General features: G+C 64.5%; 23 protein-coding genes. 14 read left to right on the forward strand and 9 right to left on the reverse strand.

The window, feature by feature from the left end; all coding sequences use genetic code 11:
* Positions 1-63 precede the first annotated feature (63 nt).
* Entirely contained in the window at positions 64-2,007 is a 1,944-nt protein-coding gene (locus RBB39_RS03145) for a TolC family outer membrane protein (RefSeq protein WP_239452624.1), read from the reverse strand.
* A 398-nt stretch (positions 2,008-2,405) separates the two neighbouring features.
* Here RBB39_RS03145 and RBB39_RS03150 point away from each other — a divergent pair, with 398 nt between their 5' ends.
* The 11 genes from RBB39_RS03150 to RBB39_RS03200 all read left to right on the forward strand — a co-directional run bounded on the left by RBB39_RS03150 (position 2,406) and on the right by RBB39_RS03200 (position 13,035).
* Complete coding sequence (locus RBB39_RS03150) at positions 2,406-2,687, forward strand: hypothetical protein (RefSeq protein WP_045994775.1); 282 nt, start codon at positions 2,406-2,408, stop codon at positions 2,685-2,687.
* Positions 2,688-2,819: 132 nt separating this feature from the next.
* The gene (gene thiI, locus RBB39_RS03155) at positions 2,820-4,307 is read left to right on the forward strand and encodes a tRNA uracil 4-sulfurtransferase ThiI (RefSeq protein WP_045994776.1); all 1,488 of its coding nucleotides are present in this window, start codon (positions 2,820-2,822) and stop codon (positions 4,305-4,307) included.
* A 120-nt stretch (positions 4,308-4,427) separates the two neighbouring features.
* Positions 4,428-6,470, forward strand: coding sequence for a methionine--tRNA ligase (gene metG, locus RBB39_RS03160; protein ID WP_045994777.1), 2,043 nt, complete (start codon positions 4,428-4,430; stop codon positions 6,468-6,470).
* Between the two features lie 63 nt (positions 6,471-6,533).
* On the forward strand, positions 6,534-7,124 hold the full coding sequence (gene rsxA / locus RBB39_RS03165; RefSeq protein WP_045994778.1) for an electron transport complex subunit RsxA: 591 nt from the start codon (positions 6,534-6,536) through the stop codon (positions 7,122-7,124).
* The gene (rsxB, locus tag RBB39_RS03170) at positions 7,121-7,687 is read left to right on the forward strand and encodes an electron transport complex subunit RsxB (protein WP_045994779.1); all 567 of its coding nucleotides are present in this window, start codon (positions 7,121-7,123) and stop codon (positions 7,685-7,687) included. The genes rsxA and rsxB overlap by 4 nt, the downstream gene beginning before the upstream one ends.
* Positions 7,674-9,428: an electron transport complex subunit RsxC gene (rsxC, locus tag RBB39_RS03175; RefSeq protein ID WP_306168779.1), complete on the forward strand. Its 1,755-nt coding sequence runs from the start codon at positions 7,674-7,676 to the stop codon at positions 9,426-9,428. The genes rsxB and rsxC overlap by 14 nt, the downstream gene beginning before the upstream one ends.
* The gene (locus tag RBB39_RS03180) at positions 9,425-10,447 is read left to right on the forward strand and encodes an RnfABCDGE type electron transport complex subunit D (RefSeq protein WP_124804798.1); all 1,023 of its coding nucleotides are present in this window, start codon (positions 9,425-9,427) and stop codon (positions 10,445-10,447) included. The genes rsxC and RBB39_RS03180 overlap by 4 nt, the downstream gene beginning before the upstream one ends.
* Positions 10,448-10,565: 118 nt before the next feature.
* Entirely contained in the window at positions 10,566-11,108 is a 543-nt protein-coding gene (locus RBB39_RS03185; protein ID WP_306168780.1) for an RnfABCDGE type electron transport complex subunit G, read from the forward strand.
* Positions 11,105-11,812 carry an electron transport complex subunit E gene (locus tag RBB39_RS03190; RefSeq protein ID WP_306168781.1) on the forward strand — a complete coding sequence of 236 codons (708 nt, stop codon included), beginning with the start codon at positions 11,105-11,107 and terminating at the stop codon, positions 11,810-11,812. Before RBB39_RS03185 ends, RBB39_RS03190 begins: the two co-directional genes overlap by 4 nt.
* Positions 11,813-11,874: 62 nt before the next feature.
* Complete coding sequence (nth, locus tag RBB39_RS03195) at positions 11,875-12,510, forward strand: endonuclease III (protein ID WP_306168782.1); 636 nt, start codon at positions 11,875-11,877, stop codon at positions 12,508-12,510.
* A 231-nt stretch (positions 12,511-12,741) separates the two neighbouring features.
* A complete protein-coding gene (locus RBB39_RS03200; protein ID WP_306168783.1) occupies positions 12,742-13,035 on the forward strand; it encodes a hypothetical protein in 294 nt (97 codons plus the stop codon).
* Between the two features lie 177 nt (positions 13,036-13,212).
* Here the strand turns inward: RBB39_RS03200 and RBB39_RS03205 are convergent, their stop codons facing one another.
* The 6 genes from RBB39_RS03205 to RBB39_RS03230 form a co-directional block, all read right to left on the reverse strand.
* Positions 13,213-13,407: a hypothetical protein gene (locus RBB39_RS03205; protein WP_045994785.1), complete on the reverse strand. Its 195-nt coding sequence runs from the start codon at positions 13,405-13,407 to the stop codon at positions 13,213-13,215.
* Positions 13,408-13,445: 38 nt separating this feature from the next.
* Entirely contained in the window at positions 13,446-14,654 is a 1,209-nt protein-coding gene (locus tag RBB39_RS03210) for a YeeE/YedE family protein (protein ID WP_045994786.1), read from the reverse strand.
* Between the two features lie 210 nt (positions 14,655-14,864).
* The gene (locus RBB39_RS03215; protein WP_306168784.1) at positions 14,865-15,830 is read right to left on the reverse strand and encodes a sulfurtransferase; all 966 of its coding nucleotides are present in this window, start codon (positions 15,828-15,830) and stop codon (positions 14,865-14,867) included.
* A gap of 341 nt (positions 15,831-16,171) precedes the next feature.
* Positions 16,172-16,846: a glutathione S-transferase family protein gene (locus RBB39_RS03220; protein ID WP_045994788.1), complete on the reverse strand. Its 675-nt coding sequence runs from the start codon at positions 16,844-16,846 to the stop codon at positions 16,172-16,174.
* Positions 16,847-17,040: 194 nt separating this feature from the next.
* Positions 17,041-17,343, reverse strand: a complete 303-nt coding sequence (locus RBB39_RS03225) for an HlyU family transcriptional regulator (protein ID WP_045994789.1) — start codon at positions 17,341-17,343, stop codon at positions 17,041-17,043.
* 35 nt (positions 17,344-17,378) lie between these two features.
* Positions 17,379-18,596 (reverse strand): argininosuccinate synthase, encoded by a 1,218-nt coding sequence (locus RBB39_RS03230; protein ID WP_045994790.1) that lies wholly within the window; start codon positions 18,594-18,596, stop codon positions 17,379-17,381.
* A 207-nt stretch (positions 18,597-18,803) separates the two neighbouring features.
* Here RBB39_RS03230 and rnt point away from each other — a divergent pair, with 207 nt between their 5' ends.
* Entirely contained in the window at positions 18,804-19,469 is a 666-nt protein-coding gene (gene rnt / locus RBB39_RS03235) for a ribonuclease T (protein ID WP_045994791.1), read from the forward strand.
* Between the two features lie 172 nt (positions 19,470-19,641).
* Here rnt and grxD read toward each other — a convergent pair whose 3' ends face one another.
* On the reverse strand, positions 19,642-19,992 hold the full coding sequence (grxD, locus tag RBB39_RS03240) for a Grx4 family monothiol glutaredoxin (protein ID WP_045994792.1): 351 nt from the start codon (positions 19,990-19,992) through the stop codon (positions 19,642-19,644).
* Positions 19,993-20,229: 237 nt separating this feature from the next.
* Here grxD and argF point away from each other — a divergent pair, with 237 nt between their 5' ends.
* Together argF and RBB39_RS03250 are read left to right on the forward strand one after the other, a co-directional pair.
* Entirely contained in the window at positions 20,230-21,150 is a 921-nt protein-coding gene (argF, locus tag RBB39_RS03245) for an ornithine carbamoyltransferase (protein ID WP_045994793.1), read from the forward strand.
* 84 nt (positions 21,151-21,234) lie between these two features.
* Positions 21,235-21,537, forward strand: coding sequence for a hypothetical protein (locus RBB39_RS03250; protein ID WP_045994794.1), 303 nt, complete (start codon positions 21,235-21,237; stop codon positions 21,535-21,537).
* Between the two features lie 313 nt (positions 21,538-21,850).
* Here RBB39_RS03250 and RBB39_RS03255 read toward each other — a convergent pair whose 3' ends face one another.
* Entirely contained in the window at positions 21,851-22,426 is a 576-nt protein-coding gene (locus RBB39_RS03255; protein ID WP_045994795.1) for a carboxymuconolactone decarboxylase family protein, read from the reverse strand.
* Positions 22,427-22,454: the final 28 nt, after the last annotated feature.

Consider the following 22,454-nt stretch of genomic DNA (forward strand, 5'->3'; position numbering starts at 1 on the left):
TTGCATCCATATTCCGGGAAATGGCGTCCCCGATAAGCGAGGACGCGATCATCCACTGAGCTTCTAGCCCTCCAGGCCGCGACCGTGTTCCCCTCGCGCCCAGGCAAGGGACACACTGTCATCACCGGCGGAACCAGGCAATGCCCCCATGTCCAGATTCTCGCCACTGCGTTCAAGTGTGATCTCCACTCGACGGTTCTGGCGACGACCTTCGACGGTGTCGTTGGACTGAACAGGCCGATGCGAGCCATAGCCCCGGGTTTCAATCAGCGAAGCACTGACGCCCTGGCTGACCAGGTACTGGCCCACCGCTGCCGCTCGATTACGCGACAGTGGATCATTGATGGCATCGGTACCCGAGATGTCCGCATGGCCAGCGATGAATACCCGGACCAGGTCGTTACGGCCACGGATACGGTCGGCCAACGCACTCAGTTCCTGCTTGGCGCTCGCGCTCAGCACGTAGCTGTTGATCTCGAACAGAGCGTCCGCAGGCATGACGACGTCCGGAGCCCGTGTGGAGCCGGTGAGCTCCTCGATGCTGTAGGACCGCGGACCTACCGCCGGACAGACGATATCCGGCGTGATCGACACACCGTTGCTGTCCAGCTCGGCGAGGCTCGGCAGTCCATCCTTGCGTACCTCCAGCACCTCCAGCAGGCTACCGGTGGCACGCAGGGTGCGCGCATCTGCCAGAGCAACGTCATACTGCGCGTTCACATAGGCACGACTCGCCTCGAAGTACTCATTCTCGATGTCCAGCAGGTCGAGCAGCGAACGCTGACCGATATCGAACTGCTGCTTGTAGGCTCCGCGTACGCGATCGGTCGTCTGACGGTGCTCGTTCAGGTATTCCAACTGGTCGCGCAGACGACGGGTGTCGTTGTAGGCGATGGTGGTGGTCTGACGAATGTCGACGCATGCCTTGTCACGCAGATTGACCGCCTGCTCGACGCGATCACTGGCGGCGCGGAACGACGCCAGGTCGCTGCCGCCGCGATACAGATTGAGGCTACCCACCAGTTCGATGCTGTGACGGTCTTCATGATCATTGTCGGAAATGAAGTCGCCGTCGGTGTCACTGCCCTTGTAGGTACCACTGCGGCCCACCAGGTCAAGCCTGGGATGGAAGGGCGACTTGGTGCCTTCACGCTCGGCGCGGGCGGCCTCGATGTTCTCGATGGCGGCATGGAAGTCCGGGTTACCCTCGTAGGCTAGCTGCAACGCCTGGGCGACGTCAGCGGGTAGCTGCTCGGCAAAGGTCGGCGCCGGCGCCAACGCTTCCGGCGGCAATTCGCCCACCAGACGCTGGAATCGCGCAGACACATCGTGCAGGTTGGAGGCTTCGGTGATCAGATTCGATTCGGCCAGTGCCAGACGACCGCTGATCTGCTCGAGGTCGACGCGACGACCGGCGCCGGACAGCGCACGGGCCTCGATCTGCTGGTAGACCTCCAGGTGCTTCTGATAGTTGTCCTGGGCCAGGCCCACCAGGCGGCGGTAACGCTGAACATCAAGATAGGCATTAGTTGCGTCCAACGCCGCGTCCTGACTCGCCCCCAGCAGCTCGTAGTAGCGTACCAGTTCTGCCCGGCTCAGACGCTCGACCTCGCTGGCGGTGGCGAAGCCGTCATAGATCATCTGGTTCAGCGTCACCTCGACATAGTCGGTGTCGTAGCTGCCCTGTTGATCGTTCTGACGATCCTCGAGGCCGACGCCTGCGTTGACGTCAATCTGAGGCAGATAGCCCCCAAAGGCCACCCGCTCATCGTGGCCCGCCGCCTGGAAACCATTCCAGGCGGCCAGCACCTCAGGATTGGTATTGATGGTCTGCTCCACGACGTCACGCAGGGTCGCCGCACCGGGCGATGTCGTGCCAGGCGGCAATGTCTGCGCGTCCTGGGCCATGACTCCTGACCCCATCAGCATTGACGTAGAGGCCAATGCGATGGCACTGACCAGCGGCCGCACCATGGAAGAGCGAAGTTCTCGGCGGATCGTTTTCATTCGTGTTCCCTTAATTATCAATGGCCGCAGCCAGTACAGTTGAATCTAGTACCAACGAACTAGCCCAACAACCCCGGATTCTGCAGGACCAGCCGTGCTGCTTCGGCGCTACCATTCTCATCATCCCCGGGATGGGCGAGCAGTTTCCCTGTAGCGCCGATTGTCGAGCGCTTCCCCAACGCTGCTAACATCCCATCCAGCCACAACTACTGTTACAACTACAATCCTCTCACATTCGAACACATTCGGTAACATCTCGTCATTCAATGTCATCATGGTCAGGCAAGGCACCACTTGACAGAATCCACAACATCGCCCTACAGCAAACCTGTCCCGTAGCAGTCCACAAACATGCTATCGTAATCCCTTGGATCAAGCGCCTAGCCAAGGAGTCACCGATGGCCTCATCCGAAATTCAAAAAACCCGTGTCATCAATGAATTGACCGGCTTTATCAAAAAGTTGCTGCAGGACCCCAAGGTCCTGGAGACCTCTCTAGAGATCGCCCGCCGGCACCTGGAGAGTGGCAGCGATAGTGGCGTCATGGCCGACATTGCCAACGAAATCTCGGACACCACCAGCATTCATATCCCTGACAGCGCCGAGGAGCACTCCGAAGCCGACCGGCTCTTCCTGGAGCTTCTCAAAGAGGTCGTACAGGAAGAAAAAGCGCTGTACTGACGCATTTTTTCCTCTTTTTTTCCTGCCCCCCGCCGATCGCCCCCCTGCCGTCGGCGGAATCTCGAAGATCTCCATCAAACTTGATCTGGATCAAGGTTACTATTCTTACATCGTAGTTTCGGCGTTCACACCATGGAATATCGTCTTTCCCTTTCTGCCGACATCGCCACCAAGTCCGCCTCGGTGAGACGCCACATGGGTCGCTGCCTGGCCACCAATCTGCGCAATGCACTCAGGCGCCAGGAGCCCAAGACCAAGGTCGTTGCCCAATGGGACCATCTTGTCGTAAGACTTCCGCGGGAGCTTTCTCGCGGGGATCGTCTGGCACTGGAAGCAAGCATGACCCGGATACCGGGCGTTCAGCGCGTGGCCAGGACACGTAACAGGCCGCTTGGGGACTGGCGGAACACCATCGAACAACTGGCACGCGAACGAGCATCGGAGCTCGAAGGCAAGCGCTTCAAGGTCAAGGTCAAGCGCAAGGGACATCACGACTTCGGTTCGGTGGAGGTAGAGCGTGCGCTGGGCGCAGCGCTGCTCGCCCATGCTGCTGATGCCAGGGTCGACCTGAGCACCCCGGAGGTAGTGATGCCACTGCGGATCGATGGCGACACCTTGATCGAGGAAGTCGACCTTGGGCCGGGCCTCGGTGGCTTTCCACTAGGCACCCAGGGAGAGGCACTGGTACTGATGTCAGGGGGTTATGACTCCCCGGTGGCGGCCTATCGGATGCTCAGGCGCGGCATCAAGTGTCACTTTGTCCTCTTTCGTTTTGGCGGACAGGAACAGGAAAGCGCGGTCAAGGCGCTGACCCGAGACCTGTGGCAACGATACAGCGCCTCCCACAAGGCCAACTTCATCACCGTTCCCTTCGAGGAAGTGGTCGAGACACTGCGTCGCGAGGTACCTGATGGCCTGGTGTCGCTGGTGCTCAAGCGCTTGATGATCGAGGCCGCCGCAAGAGTCGCGCAACGCGCGCGCATCCCCGCCCTGGTGACAGGAGAGGCGATCGCCCAGGTATCGAGCCAGACACTGACCAATCTCGGCCTGATCGACCGCGCCAGCCACCTGCCGGTGTTGCGACCGCTGCTGACCGATGACAAGCAGACCATCATCGATGAGGCCCACCGGATCGCTACCGCTGAGGCGTCGAGCCGAATGCCCGAGTACTGCGGCGGGATGTCCAGCCGCCCCAGGGTCAAGGCGTCGCTGAAGGAACTTCAGGCGGCAGAGGCCAGGCTACCGGCCGACCTGCTGGATCGCGCCCTGGCCAGCGCCACTCGCCAGCCTGTCGATGCGCCAGTATCCAAAGGCGTCAGCGCACCCTCCCAGGAGCCTCTGGCAAAAGTCTCCTTTGGAGGCCTCCACGACTTCGCCCGAACGGCGACCCGGGTCATCGATGTGCGGCCCCCGGACGACGTCGAGCGCCGTCCGCTTGGGCCACTCGCCTGCCCCGTCGATCATATTCCCTTCTATGAACTGGCGACCCGCAGCGATGCGCTTGATCCCGACACCCGCTATCTCCTCTACTGTGACCAGGGTGTCATGAGCCGCCTCCAGGCGCTGCACCTCAAGGACCGAGGCCTTGAGCATGTCGGCCTGCTGGTGGCGTCCTCCTGACAATGCACCGTCTGCGCAACGGCTTTTTCATGGCTGCGCCCAAGCACGATAGCGGATGCACACGACCTCGATCCTAGCTACAATCGTCGCCTGATTTTCAACGGGATATCACGTCACACCATGTCCATCACCGCACCCGACAAGCGCCAGATTCTGGTCACCAGCGCCTTGCCCTACGCCAACGGCGCCATTCACCTGGGCCACCTGCTGGAGTACATCCAGACGGATATCTGGGTGCGGTTCCAGAAGAGTCGCGGCCACCAGTGCCACTACGTCTGCGCCGATGACGCCCACGGCACCGCGATCATGCTGCGTGCCGAGCAGGAGGGCATCACCTCCGAGGCGCTGATCGACCGCGTATCCCGCGAACACCAGCAGGACTTCGCCCGTTTCGGCGTGGCCTTCGACAACTACCACTCGACCCACTCCGAGGAAAACCGCCACTTCAGCGAGCTTATCTATAAGCGCCTGCGCGACAAGGGGCACATCGCCACCCGTGACATCGAGCAGATGTACGATCCGGTCAAGGGTCTGTTCCTGGCCGATCGTTTCATCAAGGGCACCTGTCCCAAGTGCCACACCGCGGATCAGTACGGCGACAACTGCGAGGCCTGCGGCGCCACCTATACCCCTGCCGAGTTGATCGATCCGGTATCGGCTATTTCCGGCGCCACCCCGGAAGTCCGCAGCTCCACCCACTACTTCTTCAAGCTGCCTGACTTCGCCGACTTCCTCAGTGCCTGGATCAAGGACGACCATGTCCAGCCGCAGATCCGCAACAAGCTGATGGAATGGTTCGAGTCCGGATTCAACGAGTGGGACATCAGCCGCGACGCGCCCTACTTCGGCTTCGAGATTCCTGACGCGCCGGGCAAGTACTTCTATGTCTGGCTGGACGCTCCGATCGGCTACCTGGCGAGCTTCAAGAACCTGTGCGAGCGTGAGGGGCTGGACTTCGACAGCTACTGGGAGCGCGACTCAAAGGCCGAGGTCTACCATTTCATCGGCAAGGACATCGTCTACTTCCACGCCCTGTTCTGGCCGGCGATGCTGCACGGGGCCGAGATGCGCACCCCCACCGCAGTCAACTGCCACGGCTTCGTCACGGTCAACGGCGCCAAGATGTCCAAGTCACGCGGCACCTTCATCAAGGCCGCGACCTACGCCGAGCATCTCAATCCCGAGTACCTGCGCTACTACTTCGCCGCCAAGCTCACCTCCCGTGTCGATGACCTCGACCTGAACCTCGAGGACTTCGCGCTCAGGGTCAATGCCGACCTGGTGGGCAAGGTGGTCAACATCGCCAGCCGCTGCGCTGGTTTCGTCAAGAAGCTCGGAGGTGGGCAGCTGTCGACTCACTGCGCCGAGCCGGACATGCTGGCACGCTTCATCGCCGCCGGTGACGAGATCGCCGACTACTATGAACAGCGGGAGTTCGGCCGCGCCATGCGCAAGGTGATGGAACTGGCCGACGAGGCCAACAGCTACATCGCCGACCAGGCCCCCTGGGTGCTGGCCAAGGAGGCAGGCCGCGAGCAGGAAGTGCTCGACATCTGCTCCATGGGAATCAACCTGTTCCGTCAGCTGATGGTCTACCTGGCCCCGGTCGTACCGGCCATGGCCGAACAGGCCAGACTGTTCATGAATCTCGACACCCTCGACTGGAACAGCCGCGAGACCTGGCTGGGCGATCACCCCGTCAACAAGTTCAAGCCGCTGATGACCCGGGTCGAGAACGATCGTATCGATGCCATGATCGAAGCATCGAAGGAGGATCTGGTGGAAGAACAGAAGCTCAAGGAAACGCCCAAGGGACCGCTGGCCGAGACGCCGATCGCCGACGAGATCAGCTTCGACGACTTCGCCAAGGTGGACCTGCGTATCGCCCGAATCGCCAAGGCGGAATACGTCGAAGGGGCCGACAAGCTGCTCAAGCTGTCGCTGGATCTCGGCGGCGAAAGCCGCCAGGTCTTCGCCGGCATCCGTCGCGCCTATTCGCCGGAGGCTCTCGAAGGCAAGCTGACCGTCATGGTGGCCAACCTGGCACCGCGCAAGATGCGCTTTGGTGTTTCCGAAGGCATGGTGCTGGCGGCTGGCAACGACGACGGCATCTATCTGCTCGAACCCCACAGTGGCGCAGAACCCGGCCAGCGGGTCAGCTAAGGGGTTCCATCAAGCCCATGCGCCGGCGGGACCCTGCCCGCCGGCCGTTACCTCGTGCATTCCATGACCGACGTTCTTCTCGTCCTCGTCAGTACCGCCCTGGTCAACAACTTCGTGCTGGTGCAGTTTCTCGGGTTATGCCCTTTCCTGGGGGTGTCCTCGAAGCTGGAATCGGCGCTGGGCATGTCCCTTGCCACCACCTTCGTACTGACCCTGTCATCGGCGGCCAGTCACCTGCTGCACCGTTATCTGCTGGTGCCGCTGGATCTTGAGTACCTGCGCACCATCGCCTTTATCGTGGTGATCGCCGTGGTAGTCCAGGCCACCGAGGTCATGGTCCGCCACCTGAGCCCCCTGCTGCATCGGGTGCTCGGCATCTTCCTGCCGCTGATTACCACCAACTGCGCGGTGCTGGGCGTGGCGCTGCTGAGCCTGGGTCGCGACGGCGGCTTCTTCGATGCGCTGCTGTACGGATTCAGCGCCGCTCTGGGCTTCTCGCTGGTGTTGATCCTGCTGGCGGCCATGCGCGAACGCCTGGCGGGCGCCGATGTACCCCGCCCGTTTCGCGGTGCAGCCATCGCCATGATCACCGCCAGCCTGATGTCGCTGGCCTTCATGGGCTTCACCGGACTTGCCACCGGGGGCTCCCCATGAGCCTGACGAGTCTTGTCGGCGTGGTCCTGATGGTCGCGCTGATCGGCGTCTGCGGCGGACTGCTGGGCTGGCTGAACCGTCGCTTCAAGGACGGCGAGGATGGCCTGGTGGAGCAGATCGACGCCCTTTTGCCCCAGACCCAATGTGGCCAGTGTGGCTATCCCGGCTGTCGGCCCTACGCCGAAGCCGTCGAGCAGGGAGAGGCCATCAACCGCTGTCCACCGGGCGGCGAGGCAACCATTCTTGAGTTGGCCGAACTGCTTGGTCGGGAACCTCTGCCGCTCGACGGCGACGCCGACGATACCCCCCGGGTGGCCTTTATTCGGGAAGATGAATGCATCGGCTGCACCAAGTGCATCCAGGCCTGCCCGGTGGACGCCATCCTCGGTGCCTCGAAGATGATGCACACGGTCATCGCACACGAATGCACCGGCTGTGATCTGTGTATCGCTCCCTGTCCGGTGGACTGCATCGACATGCTGCCAAGAGAGCCACAACCCCGCTGGACCGCCGGCATCATCGCCAGCGACCGTACCACGGAGACGCTTCATGGCAGTACTTGAGCGGCTCTGGCGATCACTGGCGACGGGTACCCGGCCCGCTGGCGGCGTGCTGCCTCCTACCCGCAAGTCGCAGACCCGTGACCTGGGCATACGCACGCCGCCGCTACCGGCCAGGGTGACATTGTTGCTGGAAGATGGCCGCGACCAGCCCTGGCGAGAGGTCCAGCCCATCGTCAAGCCAGGCCAGTACGTGCGTGCCGGCGAGCCAGTGGCACGCGCCGTCGGCCACCTGGCGCTGCCGGTGCACGCCAGCATCTCGGGCCACGTCAGCGCGCTGTTCATGCACGACGAGGCGGACGCCGGCGGACAACACCCGCCCGCCGTGGTGATCGAGGCCGACGGCGCTTCACAGCACCACTGGCTGCCGCCGCTCGACTGGCAAGGCGCGGCCCCCGACGAGATCATCCAACGGATTGCCGACGCCGGCATCGCCGGCATGGGCGGCGGCGGATTTCCGGCCCATCTCAAGGTCCGCGCGGCACGCCAGGCGGGCATCGATACCCTGGTGGTCAACGCCGCCGAGTGCGAACCCTACCTGAGCGCCGATGACCAGACACTGCGCCAGCACACCGACCGGGTGCTGCTCGGTGCAGCAATGGTGGCCCATGCCACCGGGGCCGCCTCTATTGTCATCGGCATCGAAGACGACAAGCCCGAGGCGGCCAGCGCCGTGCGGGCCCGGCTAAACGAGTTGCCCTGTCCGGCACGACTCGAGGTGATCCCCACCCGCTACCCCAGCGGCGGCGAGCGCCAGCTGATCGAGCGCCTGCTGGGCCGCCGTCTCGCCTCTGACCAGCTGCCGGTTGACGCCGGCGTGCTGTGTCACAATCCCGGGACCCTGGCGGCCATCCACGACGCGGTGGCGCTCGGCAAGCCGATGATCGAGCGCACCCTGACCCTGGCGGGCCGAGCACTGGCACGCCCCGGCAATGTCACCGCGCGCCTGGGCACCGCCATCGACTACCTGCTGCAGGACGCCGGCCTCGATCGCGCCAGATTGTCTCGGGTGATCGAAGGCGGGCCGATGATGGGCCAGGCGATCGAATCGCTTGACCAACCCATCACCCAGACCACCAACGGCCTGATCGCCGCTGACGCGGCAGAACTGCCGACGCCGCCCCCCGCACGCCCCTGCATCCGTTGCGGCGACTGCCAGCCGGCCTGCCCGGCGGGCCTTGCCCCTCAGCAGCTGTGGTGGCACGCCCAGGCAGGCGAAGACCACAAGGCCGAGGCAAACGGCCTGTTCGACTGCATCGAGTGCGGCGCCTGCGACTACGTCTGCCCCAGCCATCTGCCGCTGGCCAACGGCTTCGGCGAGGCCAAGCAGCGCCTGCGCACCGCGCGCACCGAGAGCGCCCGGGCCGACCAGGCCCGCCACCGCTTCGAGGCACGCCAGGCCCGCGAGCAGCGCGAGGCGGCCGAGCGTGAAGCACGTCGCCAGGCCCGTCGTCAGGCCGCCACCCGGCGCGGCCAGGAGCGTGACGCAAGCAGCGCCGAGGATAGCTCAGCCGGTGCAAAAGGCGCTGCCAGCGCCCCGGACGTGCGTGGCCTGCGCATCGCCCAGGCAGCCGCCAAGGCCGCGGCACGCAAGGCTGAGAAGGCGCTGGAGCGCGCCGCCCAGCAGCAGCAATCGGCGGATGTCCTCGCCGACCTCGAGACTCAGCTGGATACCGCCAGACAGCACCTCGCCGCCGCCGATGCACGACTCAAGGCCGCCCGTCAGGAGGAAACCCGGCCATGAGCCACCTTCACCGCCACACCAGCGCAGACAGCGCTCGCCGTGGACACGACAGCGCTACCTTGATGCGTCGGGTGACGCTGGCCTGCCTGCCCGGACTCATCACCCAGAGCTGGTTCTTCGGCCTTGGCGTCGTCACCAACGTCATCACCGCAGCGGCCTGCTGTGTGCTGATCGAGGCGATGATGCTGGTGGCGCGTCGGCGGCCCGTCTCGCCGACCATCGCTGATGGCAGCGCCCTGTTGACCGGGGTACTGCTGGGTGCGGCGCTGCCGGCGGGCACCAGCCTGTGGCTGATCCTGATCGGCTCGCTTGCCGCCGTGGCGGTGGCCAAGCACCTTTACGGCGGGCTCGGCCAAAACCTGTTCAACCCCGCCATGGTGGGCTACGCCCTGCTGCTGGTGTCCTTCCCCACCCAGATGAGCCTGTGGCCCGCACCCTCGGGGCTATTCGGCCCCGACGCCGTCGAGCCCTCGACCTGGCTGGCACGCTGGCTGGGACAGCACCCGCCAGCCGCACTGGATGCGCTGAGCGGTGCCACACCGCTGGACGCCTACCGCCATCGCGCCGCAGCCGAGCTAGTGGCACCAGCGGCGCTGGAGGCCTGGCGCAACGTCGCCCTGGCCTGGCTGGCCGGAGGTCTTTACCTGCTCTACCGCCGGCTGATCGACTGGCGCCTGCCGCTGTCCATGCTCGCCTCCATGGCCTTGCTCGCCTGGCTGTTCGATCAACTGTCGGCCAGCGGCGGAGTCGGCTTCCACCTGCTCGGGGGCGCGGCCATGTTCGGCGCCTTCTTTATCGTCACCGACCCGGTCAGTGCCGCCAGCGGTCGTCGTGCACGCCTGGCCTATGGTGCCGGCATCGGCGCCCTGACGATGATCATCCGTGCCTACGGCGGCTACCCTGACGCCGTGGCCTTCGCCGTGCTGCTGATGAACCTGGCCGCCCCCCTGCTCGACCAGCTGGTGCCCGACCGGTCATCGAATGCTCGAGCCACCCGGAGGCACAACGATGACGGCTAGCCAGCGACACCGCCCTGGTCAAGAACGCTGATGGACGACCGCCTCACTTGGAAAGCACTGATAGACTGCGCTGATGAATAGCCCTGATAGCAACACGTCGGCTCCGCGAACACTGGCCGTGAAACTTGCCCTGTTCGCCCTGGTGACCCTGGGTGCGGTCAGCCTGACCCAGGCGCTCAGCGAGGGGCGCATCGAGGCCAATCGCCAGGCCCACCAGGACGCCCTGCTGCAAAGCCTGGCGCCTCAGGGCACCGCCAGGCTGGTGCCGGCGCCGGCCGCTGACCAAGGCTGGCAGGCGCTGGACGAAAGCGGCACGCTGCTCGCCACCCTGCAACCCTCTTCAGCGCTCGGCTACGCAGGCCCCGTCGAGGTGCTGGTAGCACTGACACCGCAGCGGCGTGTCACGGCAGTGCGCGTCGTCGATCACCGCGAGACACCGGGGCTTGGCGACGCCATCGAGCGCCGCAAGGGCCCCTGGATCGATCAGTTCGAAGGCCTCGCGCGCCGCCAGCTGGACCTGGCCCCGCAGGGCGCCATCGAAGCCCTGACCGGTGCCACCATCACCTCTCGCGCCGTCATCCGGGCGGTGAACGAAGCGGTGCTGACTGCCGGGTCGCCGCGTGATACGCCAGACGCCAGTAACCAGGAGCCCAGCCCATGACCCGCAGCGACGCTCGCGACATCGCCATCAAGGGGCTGTGGAGCAACAATCCCGCCCTGGTCCAGTTGCTCGGCCTGTGTCCGCTACTGGCCGTCACCGGCAGTGTGGTCAATGGCCTGGGGCTCGGGATCGCCACCCTGGGGGTGATGCTCGGCGCCAGCGCCTCGGCCTCGGCGCTGCGCCACCAGGTACGCCCAGAGGTACGCCTGCCGGCCTTCGTGTTGATCATTGCTGCCTTCGTGACCTGCGTCGAACTGGCCATGGCGGCGCTGGCCTACGAGCTCTACCAGGTGCTCGGCATCTTCCTGCCGCTGATCGTCACCAATTGCGCCATCCTGGCTCGGGTCGAGGCCTTTGCCTCCCGCCAACCGCTCAAGCCGGCCCTGTTCGACGCCCTGATGAACGGCCTCGGCTTCTCTCTGGTGCTGGTGTTGATCGGGGGTATCCGCGAACTTCTGGGGCAAGGCACCCTGTTCGCCGGCATGGACCTGCTGCTGGGCGACGCAGCCGGTGATTGGACACTGCACCTGCCGGGTGATGGCGGCATGCTGTTTCTGGTGCTGCCACCAGGCGCCTTTCTGGTCACAGGGCTGCTGATCGCCGCGAAGAACGCCATCGACGACGCCGTGAAGCGCCGCCGCCCTGCGCCGACCCGGACGCCCAGGGACGAACGCCGGGTGCGGGTTACCGGGGTCGTGCGCTGAAGATCCGCCCGACCTGGCCCGCTGTCTATTCAGCCCCTGGCTTGCCAACCAAAGAGACGAGCATGAACGCTGCCAAACGCCACGAGATCTTTACCCGCCTGCGGGCCCACAATCCCGAGCCGACCACCGAGCTCAACTGGAGCACACCTTTTGAACTGCTGGCCGCGGTACTGCTGTCGGCGCAGGCCACCGACGTCGGCGTCAACAAGGCCACCGCTCGCCTGTTCCCGGTGGCCAACACACCCCAGGCGATCATCGATATCGGGATCGACGCGCTCAAGGACCACATCAAGACCATCGGCCTTTTCAACACCAAGGCCGAAAACCTGATGAAGACCTGCCATCTGTTGATCGAGCGCCATGGCGGCGAGGTGCCGGCCACCCGTCCGGCGCTGGAGGCCCTGCCCGGGGTCGGACGCAAGACCGCCAACGTGATACTCAACACCGCCTTCGGCCAGCCCACCATCGCCGTGGACACCCACATCTTCCGGGTCTCCAACCGCACCGGCATCGCCAAGGGCAAGAACGTGGTGGAGGTCGAGGAACGGCTGGTGCGCCACGTCCCCCGCGAATTTCGCCAGGACGCCCACCACTGGTTGATCCTCCATGGTCGCTATACCTGCGTGGCACGCAAGCCTCGCTGCGGCAGCTGTGTCATCGAGGATCTGTGCGAGTTCAAGGACAAGACCGACATCTAGACCTTGCATGGGCCGCGACTGCACCCAGCGACGGTTTTCGCCCGTCCTGGCCCCCAGCACCACAGACGAAAGCGCTCGCCGGCGACAGCGCCATCACCAAGGATGCAGCGCCGGAAGCCGAAAGCCGAAAGCCGAAAGCCGAAAGCCAGGCGAATTACGCCAAAGTTCAAGCGCAGCCGGCGGCCAGACGCGTTAGCCTGAGGGCCCAAGTCTCAACATGAGCGGTTAACGATGCAGGAAGTGCTACAGCAACTCTGGATTCCGCTGGCCATGGCCGTGAGCTTTGGCGCCTTCACCGGCTCGCTGTTCCGGCTAAGTGGCCGCCCGGGCTCCGAGCGGCCACTGATGTTCCCGGTGCTTGGCCTGCTCGGCGGCCTGACCGCCTTCATGGTCCACCAGGTGCTGGTGTGGACGGTGGGCGCGCCGACCTGGCTGTTACCGATCCTGGTGGTGCTCCAGGTCTGGCTGTGGCTCGGGCCGCTGGGTCCGAAGATCCCCCGCCGGGAACAGGACCCACGAGAATGATCGTCTCCCCGTCAGACTGGCGACCACAAGAGGCGCCCCTGCCATAGCAGGGGCGCCTCTTTGTTGGCCAATACTGTCCGACGAACAGTGCCTGAACGTTAGAACGTCACCGAGCGCAGGCATAATTCCAGGCTTTCTACGAAAAGTCGGCGAGCGCAGGCACTCTTCATGCAAGCCCTATTGGCGAGTGGACGGGCACGGCGCCCCACAGGGCGCACAGGCGCTGGCGTCACGCTGGTTCAGCGAGGTGCGAGCGTGGCCGTCGCCCATGTTGAAGGCGAAGGTGGGACTGGCCAGGTGGTCGGCCATGATCAATACCAGAATCGCCAGCAACAGACCGATGACGCGGCTTCGATGATAGGCGGCTTTCATGGGAATCACCTTGAACAATGGATCAGTGGGTCGGTCGATCAGTTGGGCAGCCGGAACCAGGGGCGCAGGCGAATCCCCACCAGCGAACCGACGAAGGCGCAGGCGAACCACACCCAGGCGTGCAGGCTGCCCGAGGCCAGTCCCGAAAACAGCGCGCCGATATTGCAGCCGAAGCCCAGCCGGGCACCGTAGCCCAGCAGCAGGCCGCCGATGATCGCCGCCAGGAACTGACGTCCCTCGATGGGCTTGCGACTGGCTTCATTGAAGCGATTGGCCAGACCCGCCGCCAGCATGGCACCCAGCAGCAGACCGAAGTTCATCACCGAGGTGATGTTCACCAGCACCGAATCGGCCAGCGCCATGGCCGGGTAGTCCCAGGTCCAGAACTCGAACTGACTCATGTCCACGCCGATGGCCTGCAACGCCTTGGCGCCCCAAAGGTTGAAGGCGAAGGTGATGCCCCAGGGCGCCCCGCCGATGGCCAGGGTCAGGGTGTTGCCGATCGCCAGCACCAGGATCGCCCAGACGAAGGGCCAGCGTCCCTGCACCAGGGTGCGCAGCACCCCGCCTTCGGCAGGTGCCAGGCGCAGCTCGGAGCGCTCCAGCGAACCATGGGCGCGGCGTTCCACGCGATTGACCCACAGCATCACCAGCGCCAGTCCCGCCCACTGTACCGCGATGGCGCCGATGACCCCGACACTGTCGATCAGGCTGACAGGATCCAGGCTCGGCAGGTCGAGCCACCACGGCAGGTGGATCGAACCGACCACCGCACCGATGATGAAGAACGCAAGTGTCACCAGCATGCGCAGGTTGCCGGCGCCGACGGTAAACAGCGTGCCTGAGCCACAGCCTCCACCGAGCTGCATGCCCAGGCCGAACACGAAGGAGCCCACCACCAGCGAGGTGCCGATGGGCGCCACCGCCCCCACCATGCCGGGCTCTCCGCTGCCGAGCAGCGGAATCATCAGCGCAGAGGTCAGTGCAAACAGGATCAACTGGGCACGCATGCCGGCGCCGCGACGCTTGGTGACCAGGTTGCGCCAGCCGGCGGTAAAGCCAAAGGCCCCATGGTAGAGCGCCATCCCCAGCGCGATACCGACGCCGAACAGCGCCACCAGGAAAGGAGCGGTCTCGAGCCACACCAGCCCGCCCAGGATCAGCATCCCGGCCAGGGCCACGCCGACGACGAAACGATCGACAGGAAGGCGGCCCTGGACGGGGGCCGCAGCGGAAGTCTGTGTCATGGTAGTGATCTACTCGTGATGAGAGGGCCACGCCGGCGACCCGGGGTCGGCGGCGTGGCGATAGCGTCAAACCCTGCCATCCAGCAACAGGTCCGGCACGGACGCAGAAGCGAGGCAACGATAACGTAGCAAAGGCGCAGCAATTGCGCGAAATCGACGCTTTAACAAGGCGCCAACCGGAGCCTCAGGGCAGCCGGAGCCTCAGAGCGATCAGTCGTCACCAAGGCCCAGGGCGTCGAGCACCTTGCCCAGTCCCTGCTTGGCCACCGCCAACGGGCGTGACTCGTCCTGGGTCCACTCGGCCATGGAGCCGTCATACAGTGCCACATTGTCGAAGCCGGCGATTTCGCTGAGCACGAACCAGTCGGTGGCGGCCCAGTGGCCGGTGTTGCATAAGGCCACGGTCTTGGCGCTGGCGTCCAGCTCGGCCGCCTGTATCCGCGAGGTCACCTGGGCGGTGTCCAGACGCCAGGCGCCGCCATCGTTGGCCAGCAGGCTCTGGTGAGGCAGGTTCAAGGCACCCGGGATGGTGCCGGGGGCCGCCGCCGCCGGCGACTGATTGTCCCCCTTGAAGTAATCCTCGGGGCGAGCGTCGACCAGCTGCCCCTGGGACTCCCGTGCGGCCTCGACCTCTTCAGTGGTGGCCAGCAGTGACTCGTCCAGGGCGCCCTCGAAGCGCACCGGGTCGGGATATTCGACGGGGCCACTGACGACCTCCAGCCCCTGTTCCTTCCAGCCCGCAAAGCCACCGTCGAGGATCGCCACCTGGTCATGGCTGAGTACCTTGAAGGTCCAGTAGACCCGTGCCGCGCTGCCGAAGTCGGTGGCACCCGTGCCCGCCGGCACCAGCACCACGGTATCGTCGTTGTCGATACCGAGCCCACCGATCAGCCGCTGTAGACTCGACACCGGCGGCATCACCCCGGTGACGCCGTCACGGCTCTCGCGCCAGCCGTCTTCGGTATAGCTCGAGTACAGGCTGCCCGGGATATGGGCGTCTTCGAAGCTCGAGCGATCGCCGCCATTGTCGATGCTGGAGCGAATGTCCAGCACCACCAGATTATCGTTGTCCAGATGCTCGCTCAGCCAGGCGGGGCTGACCAGCGGATCGACCTCAAGCGCCTGGGCGGAGCCTGCCACCAGCAAGGCACCGGCAAATGTCAGGGACCTCAGCATGATCTTGACCTCCTAGGTGGGTGTTGACGCCCATTATCCCGCTCGGAGCAGCAAACTCAATATGCTTGCAATGAATAATAATTTTCATGCTCATAACTAGCCGACATGAATATTCGCTCCAGCGAATGCCGAGCAACGCAGCAGGCGCAATGCCTTGTCATGCAAGGCGCTTGGTAGCACACCCCTCGTGCACGCGCCTCGTGCACGCCCCTACTGTCACGCTCCTCATGCAAGGTCCTTCCCAGACGGTCTTTCCCACAAGGTCCTTCCCAGACGGTCCTTCGGCCATACCCACAGGATCCTTTCTGCCAGGCGATACGCGAGCGGCCTTCCCCACCAGGTTACAGCGACAGTTCGCCTCCCCGTTCGACGGCGCGGACATAGCCGGGCCGTTGGCGACAGCGCTCGACAAAGGCGCCAAGCTGCGGGTGGTCGCCCAGCTGGCCACGACCTTCCAGCGCCAGCAGCGGGAAGCTCATCTGTATGTCGGCGGCACTGAAGCGCTCGCCCGCGAACCATTCTCGCCCTTCCAGGCTGTGCTCCCAGAAGTCCATCAGACGGCGGATCTCCGGCCCCAGATACTGCTTGCGCACGCCCTCGGCAAAGAGCCGGCCCAGCGGCCGCATCAGCGCCGGCACCGGCGGTTTGCCGAGTCGGCTGAACACCAGATTCATGACCAGTGGCGGCATGGCCGAGGCCTCGGCGTGGTGCATCCAGAACACGAAGTCGGTGGTGTCGGCCCTTGACGGCTCGGGCCACAGTCGATGCTCGGTATCGAAGCGCCTGAGCAGGTAGTCGATGATGGCGCCGCTCTCCGCCACCACGCGGCTACCTGCGTCTTCATCGGTGATCACCGGGGACTTGCCCAGCGGGTGCACCTGCTTGAGTGCGGCGGGTGCCAGCATGGTCTTCTGATCTCTGGCGTACTGGCGGATCTCGTAGTCCACGCCCAGCTCTTCCAGCAGCCAGACGATACGCAGCGAACGCGAATTTTCCAGATGGTGCACGACGATCATGGGGCTCTCCTTGGAACGAGTCATGCCTTGAGGCGGGTCTTTCCCTGAGACAGGCAATGGCCTGAAGTGTGGCTCTCCCCGACATGGGCCGGGGCGTGTTGGATGGGCTGACGGGCGCGGCGACGACCTGCATGAAACAACCGCCCCACAGACACAAACGGCGCCCCGGAGGGCGCCGTTGTCGCGGTGAGCAATCAGCGCGGTTCGAACATCTCGTCGCCGACTTCATCGATGTAGCGTTCGGCCTTCTGCCGCATCAGGGCGTCACAGGCTTCGCGTCCCGGCACCAGGTCAGAACGCTCGAACCGATGCTCCAGGGTCTCGCCGCCCTCGATGGGCTTGCGGATGACACCGCTGACGCGGAACTGACCGCCCTGCTCCTCGGGTTGCGAGATGATCAGGTAACCACGGTACTCGACCGCTTCGGCCTCGGGCGCGGCCCGGGACGACGACTTGCCGTCCCCCTTGAACAGCGCTCCGAACAGTTGCTTCAGCATGGGAACTCCTTTGGCCTGTCGCGCGACGTTACCACTCAGTCCTGACGACGCCCCTTGCCGGCAGCGATGCGCAGACGCAGGGCGTTGAGCTTGATGAAGCCTTCGGCGTCCTTCTGGTCGTAGGCGCCCTGGTCATCCTCGAAGGTGGCGATGGACTCGTCGAACAGCGACTCGTCGGAGCGGCGACCGGCGACGATGGCGTTGCCCTTGTAGAGCTTCATGCGCACCACACCGGAGACGTTCTTCTGGGTCTCGTCGATGGCCGCCTGCAGCATGCGGCGCTCGGGGCTCCACCAGTAGCCGTTGTAGATCACCTCGGCGTACTTCGGCATCAGCTCGTCTTTCAGGTGGGCCTCTTCGCGGTCGAGGGTCAGCGACTCGATGGCGCGGTGAGCACGCAGCATGATGGTGCCCCCGGGTGTCTCGTAGCAGCCGCGGGACTTCATGCCGACGTAGCGGTTCTCGACGATGTCGAGACGGCCGATACCATTGTCGCCACCCAGCTTGTTGAGCTTCTCGAGTACTTCGTGGGGCTTCATCGGCTCGCCGTCGATGGCCACGATGTCACCCTTGTCGAAGGTCAGCTCGACGTAGGTCGGGGTATCGGGAGCGGCCTCCGGCGACACGCTCCAGCGCCACATGTCTTCCTCGGCCTCGGCCCAGGGATCCTCGAGGATGCCGCCCTCGTAGGAGATATGCAGCAGGTTGGCGTCCATGGAGTACGGCGACTTCTTCTTCTTGCTGAAGTCCACCGGAATATCGTGCTGCTGGCAGTAGGCCATCAGCTTCTCGCGGGAGTTGAGATCCCACTCGCGCCACGGGGCGATCACCTTGACGCCGGGCTTGAGCGCATAGCCGCCAAGCTCGAAACGCACCTGATCGTTGCCCTTGCCGGTGGCGCCGTGAGAAATCGCGTCGGCACCGGTCTGGTTGGCGATCTCGATCAGGCGGCGGGCGATCAGCGGACGGGCGATGGAGGTGCCCAGCAGGTACTCGCCCTCGTAGATGGTGTTGGCGCGGAACATCGGATACACGTAGTCGCGCACGAATTCTTCGCGCAGGTCCTCGATGTAGATTTCCTTGACGCCGAGGGCCTCGGCCTTGGCACGGGCAGGCTCGACTTCCTCGCCCTGACCGATGTCAGCGGTGAAGGTCACCACCTCGCAGTCGTACGTTTCCTGCAACCACTTGACGATGACGGATGTGTCCAGTCCGCCGGAATAGGCGAGCACGACCTTCTTTACATCGGACATGCTAGGGGCTCCTTCTTGTAACCAACCATGGTGTGACCAACGCATTCGCGGCGCGAATAACGCCCGAAGAGCGCCGATTATAGCGTGCATCTGGGGTGCCGAATACCGGCCACGGGACGCCGCTGCCCCAAACTGCTAGACTTTCGCCGTTTCGGCCTGCCAACAGCAGGCCCCCTGACCCCACACGGCCCGACTAAGGAGAGGTGCATGAGCGAGCTGATCGCCCGCGAACTCATGGCGCAACGTTTTCGCAGTTTTCTGCCGGTGGTGGTGGATATCGAGACCGGCGGCTTCAACCCGGAATCCGACGCCCTGCTGGAGATCGCCGCCGTCACCCTGACCATGGACCCGGAGGGCAACCTGTTGCCCGACGCCACCTTCGCCTACCACATCGAACCCTTTGCCGGTGCCAATGTGGAGCAGGCAGCGCTGGATTTCACCGGCATCCGCCTCGATGACCCGCTGCGCAAGCAGGTGGCGGTCAGCGAGTCCGAGGCGCTTGGCGAGATATTTCGACCGGTGCGCAAGGCGATCAAGGCCCACGGCTGTACCAGAGCCATCCTGGTGGGTCATAACGCCGCCTTCGACCACGGCTTTCTCAACGCCGCGGTCAATCGCTGCGAGATCAAGCGCAACCCCTTCCACCCCTTCTCGAGCTTCGACACCGCCTCGCTTGCCGGCCTGGTCTACGGCCAGACCGTGCTCGCCCGAGCCTGTCGCGCCGCCGGCATCGAGTTCGACAACAACGCCGCGCACTCGGCCCGCTACGACACCGAGCGCACCGCCGAGCTGTTCTGCGCCATGGTCAATCGCTACAAGGACCTGGGAGGATGGCGGCTGGCCCAGCAGGAACAGGGCATGGAAGAGGATTGATCCCCTTCGGTCGCTAAAGTCTCAAGACGATAAAGGCCCCGATGGTCGATGACCATCGGGGCCTTTATCGTAGTTGCGAAGCTTTCGCGGCAGCCGGTCGACGCGGTCCCGCCGGACAACGATTTATGGAGAGGCGTTGGCCTGGCGGGCGCAGGGCCACCAACAGCGCTCTTTAGTCGGCAGCGCCTTCCTCGTTCTGGCGGGCACGCTCGGCGGCCTGCTTGACCAGCGGCTCGAGTTCGCCGTTGTTGTGCATCTCGACGACGATGTCGCAGCCGCCGACCAGCTCGCCTTCCACCCACAGCTGCGGGAAGGTCGGCCAGTTGGCCACCTTGGGCAGCTCCGCGCGGATGTCGGGGTTGTCCAGCACGTTGACGAAGGCAAAGCGCTCGCCACAGGCCATCAGCGCCTGCACGGTCTGGGCGGAGAAGCCGCACTGCGGCAGCTGCGGAGACCCCTTCATGTAGATCAGGATGGGATTTTCGCTGATCTGGCGCTGAATATTCTCGACGGTGGTACTCATCACGGCTCCTCGTTGAAACGGGCTTGGCTTGCTCGCCCTTGCTAAGTGACGCAGACCGGGACAATGGGGGCATTCCGCCCCATTTTCAATGCGGCCCCGGCGGACTACCTCGCAGGAGGCAATACCCGATGGCCACACTCGGCCTTTGCATGGCCGCATTGTACGGCCCGGCGGCGCGTTGCGCATCCCCTCGGGGCTGGCTAGGATGGTCGTTTTTTACCTCGTTGGAGAGATGCCATGGCCACCCGCCACTTCCTGACCCTACTGGACCTGAGCCAGGATGAACTGCGCTACCTCATCCAGCGCGCCATCACCATCAAGAACGGCCTCAAGGCCCACGGCCCGACCTACACGCCGTTCACCAACCGCACCCTGGCGATGATCTTCGAGAAATCCTCGACCCGTACCCGGGTGTCCTTCGAGACCGCCATGGCCCAGTTTGGCGGGCACGCGCTGTTTCTGTCACCGCGCGACACCCAGCTGGGGCGCGGCGAGCCCATCGGTGACACCGCACGGGTGCTCTCGGAGATGGTCGATGCGGTGATGATCCGGACCTTTTCCCACCAGGGTCTCGAGGAATTCGCCGCCGCCAGTGACGTGCCGGTGATCAACGCCCTGACCGACGACTACCATCCGTGCCAGCTGCTGGCCGATGTCATGACCTGGACCGAGCTTCGCGGCAGCGTCAAGGGCCGCACCGCGGTGTGGATCGGCGACGGCAACAACATGTGCCACTCCTGGATCAACGCCGCACGCCAGTTCGACTTCAAGCTGCGTATCTGCTGCCCCGAGGGCTACGACCCCCGCGAGGATATCCTGGCCGCCGCCGGTGATCGGGTGGTGATCGAGCGCGACCCGATGACCGCCGTGGCCGGCGCCGACCTCGTCACCACCGACGTCTGGGCCTCCATGGGCCAGGAGGAAGAGCAGGCTCGTCGCGAGGCGGACTTTGCCGGTTTCCAGGTCACCGAAGCGATGCTCGACGCCGCCGCCAAGGACGTGCTGTTCCTGCATTGCCTGCCGGCCCACCGTGGGGAGGAAATCAGCGAGACCCTGCTCGACGATCCCCGCGCGGTCGTCTGGCAGGAAGCCGGCAACCGCCTGCACGCCCAGAAGGCGCTGCTGGAGTTCTTGATGCTGGGTCAGGTCAACGGCTGAGATCCTGGTCGACGCACTTATAGACTTTGGTCTAATTCGACGATTGTCGTATACTGGTCCCATCTTCTTTTTCGGGATGGGACCATGGCCCTCACCGCTGATCACAACGACACCGCCCAGCGCATCGACCTCACCGCCTTCATCGAGGATCTCTACCGCGATGGCGAGGTGCTGGAGGCGATCACCCAGCCCAGTCGCGGGCTCAGCGCCGAGCGGCTCGATTCTCTGACCCGCTCACGGTCCCAGGCCTCGCGTCTGCGCCGCCTATTGCGCCAGGCGCTGGTGGCCCACAATAGCCAGGGGCGGCTGGTGCTCACCACCACCGGACGTGAACTGGCCTTTGATCTATATGGTGTCGGCGCCGCCGACCTTCACGCCAGCGCCTGAGGTCTCCTGAGGTCTAAAGCGAGCGAGCGACCGACGCTGCTGTCTGGGTGTCGCCAGCCATCAACAGCCAGGCGGTAAATAGCCCGGCGGTCTCCTGACACCAGCCAGATATGCCAAGGGCGCCCAGCGGGCGCCCTTGGTGCTTCTGCTATCGATTGTTGCCACTCTTCGTTTTTACCATTAGCGGCTCTTGCCAATATCCGTTGTGACCCCTGGCCTTTTCCAGCGGCGGTCGTTGTTACCTACGGCCTATGCAAACGGCAGTCTGCAACTTGGCAGCCCGCCACTGCGTCGCCGGTGAAGGCCCCCTCGATCAGGCCGCCGCGTCGGTATCTGCAGCCCCCTTCGTCCAGGCGTGGCGCTTGAAGGCGTCGTCGATGGGCGTGTCCGCCAGGTGATTCACGTAGTTCGACAGAATCTTCTGGCTCACCCCCAGCACGATATCCAGCAGCTGCTGCCGGCTGAAGCCCGCCTCGAGGAAGTGCTCCACCACGGCCGGATCCGGACGTCCGCGATCACGCACGATGGCCAGCGTGGTCTGGCGCAGCAGTTCCAGACGATCATCTTCCAGCGGCTGCTGGTCGCGCAGCGCCTGGGTGATGGCGGGGTCCACCTTCATCATGCCGGCCACCGCCGTGTGCACGGCCACACAGTACTCGCAATCATGCTCGACGTTGATCGCCTGCCAAACCACCGTCTTCTCGGCGGCATCGAAACTCGAGGCGAGAAACAGCTCATGCAGTCGCTGGTAGGCCTCCAGCACGCCCGGCGCTTCGGCCATCACGCTATACAGGGCCGGGATCATGCCCATCTCCTTCTGCGCCTTCTCGAGCAGGGGGCGGCTTTTTTCGGGGGCGCTGGACAGATCGTGCTGAGTAAAGTCGGTCATGGGTCTCTATTCCAATACAGAGGTGAAG

This window comes from Halomonas sp. MMSF_3323 (assembly GCF_030733595.1).
GTDB classification, from domain to species: domain Bacteria; phylum Pseudomonadota; class Gammaproteobacteria; order Pseudomonadales; family Halomonadaceae; genus Halomonas; species Halomonas litopenaei.

What these genes read in the sequence shown, in the direction of transcription:
- RBB39_RS03180 (WP_124804798.1), top strand. Translation starts at nt 9,425, where the DNA reads ATGAGCCACCTTCACCGCCACACCAGCGCAGACAGCGCTCGCCGTGGA.
- RBB39_RS03250 (WP_045994794.1), top strand. Translation starts at nt 21,235, where the DNA reads ATGGCCCTCACCGCTGATCACAACGACACCGCCCAGCGCATCGACCTC.
- RBB39_RS03220 (WP_045994788.1), bottom strand. Translation starts at nt 16,846, where the DNA reads ATGATCGTCGTGCACCATCTGGAAAATTCGCGTTCGCTGCGTATCGTC.
- rnt (WP_045994791.1), top strand. Translation starts at nt 18,804, where the DNA reads ATGAGCGAGCTGATCGCCCGCGAACTCATGGCGCAACGTTTTCGCAGT.
- thiI (WP_045994776.1), top strand. Translation starts at nt 2,820, where the DNA reads ATGGAATATCGTCTTTCCCTTTCTGCCGACATCGCCACCAAGTCCGCC.
- RBB39_RS03215 (WP_306168784.1), bottom strand. Translation starts at nt 15,830, where the DNA reads ATGCTGAGGTCCCTGACATTTGCCGGTGCCTTGCTGGTGGCAGGCTCC.
- nth (WP_306168782.1), top strand. Translation starts at nt 11,875, where the DNA reads ATGAACGCTGCCAAACGCCACGAGATCTTTACCCGCCTGCGGGCCCAC.
- RBB39_RS03230 (WP_045994790.1), bottom strand. Translation starts at nt 18,596, where the DNA reads ATGTCCGATGTAAAGAAGGTCGTGCTCGCCTATTCCGGCGGACTGGAC.
- RBB39_RS03145 (WP_239452624.1), bottom strand. Translation starts at nt 2,007, where the DNA reads ATGAAAACGATCCGCCGAGAACTTCGCTCTTCCATGGTGCGGCCGCTG.
- rsxB (WP_045994779.1), top strand. Translation starts at nt 7,121, where the DNA reads ATGAGCCTGACGAGTCTTGTCGGCGTGGTCCTGATGGTCGCGCTGATC.
- argF (WP_045994793.1), top strand. Translation starts at nt 20,230, where the DNA reads ATGGCCACCCGCCACTTCCTGACCCTACTGGACCTGAGCCAGGATGAA.
- RBB39_RS03150 (WP_045994775.1), top strand. Translation starts at nt 2,406, where the DNA reads ATGGCCTCATCCGAAATTCAAAAAACCCGTGTCATCAATGAATTGACC.
- RBB39_RS03190 (WP_306168781.1), top strand. Translation starts at nt 11,105, where the DNA reads ATGACCCGCAGCGACGCTCGCGACATCGCCATCAAGGGGCTGTGGAGC.
- grxD (WP_045994792.1), bottom strand. Translation starts at nt 19,992, where the DNA reads ATGAGTACCACCGTCGAGAATATTCAGCGCCAGATCAGCGAAAATCCC.
- metG (WP_045994777.1), top strand. Translation starts at nt 4,428, where the DNA reads ATGTCCATCACCGCACCCGACAAGCGCCAGATTCTGGTCACCAGCGCC.
- RBB39_RS03205 (WP_045994785.1), bottom strand. Translation starts at nt 13,407, where the DNA reads ATGAAAGCCGCCTATCATCGAAGCCGCGTCATCGGTCTGTTGCTGGCG.
- RBB39_RS03210 (WP_045994786.1), bottom strand. Translation starts at nt 14,654, where the DNA reads ATGACACAGACTTCCGCTGCGGCCCCCGTCCAGGGCCGCCTTCCTGTC.
- RBB39_RS03225 (WP_045994789.1), bottom strand. Translation starts at nt 17,343, where the DNA reads ATGCTGAAGCAACTGTTCGGAGCGCTGTTCAAGGGGGACGGCAAGTCG.
- rsxA (WP_045994778.1), top strand. Translation starts at nt 6,534, where the DNA reads ATGACCGACGTTCTTCTCGTCCTCGTCAGTACCGCCCTGGTCAACAAC.
- RBB39_RS03255 (WP_045994795.1), bottom strand. Translation starts at nt 22,426, where the DNA reads ATGACCGACTTTACTCAGCACGATCTGTCCAGCGCCCCCGAAAAAAGC.
- RBB39_RS03200 (WP_306168783.1), top strand. Translation starts at nt 12,742, where the DNA reads ATGCAGGAAGTGCTACAGCAACTCTGGATTCCGCTGGCCATGGCCGTG.
- rsxC (WP_306168779.1), top strand. Translation starts at nt 7,674, where the DNA reads ATGGCAGTACTTGAGCGGCTCTGGCGATCACTGGCGACGGGTACCCGG.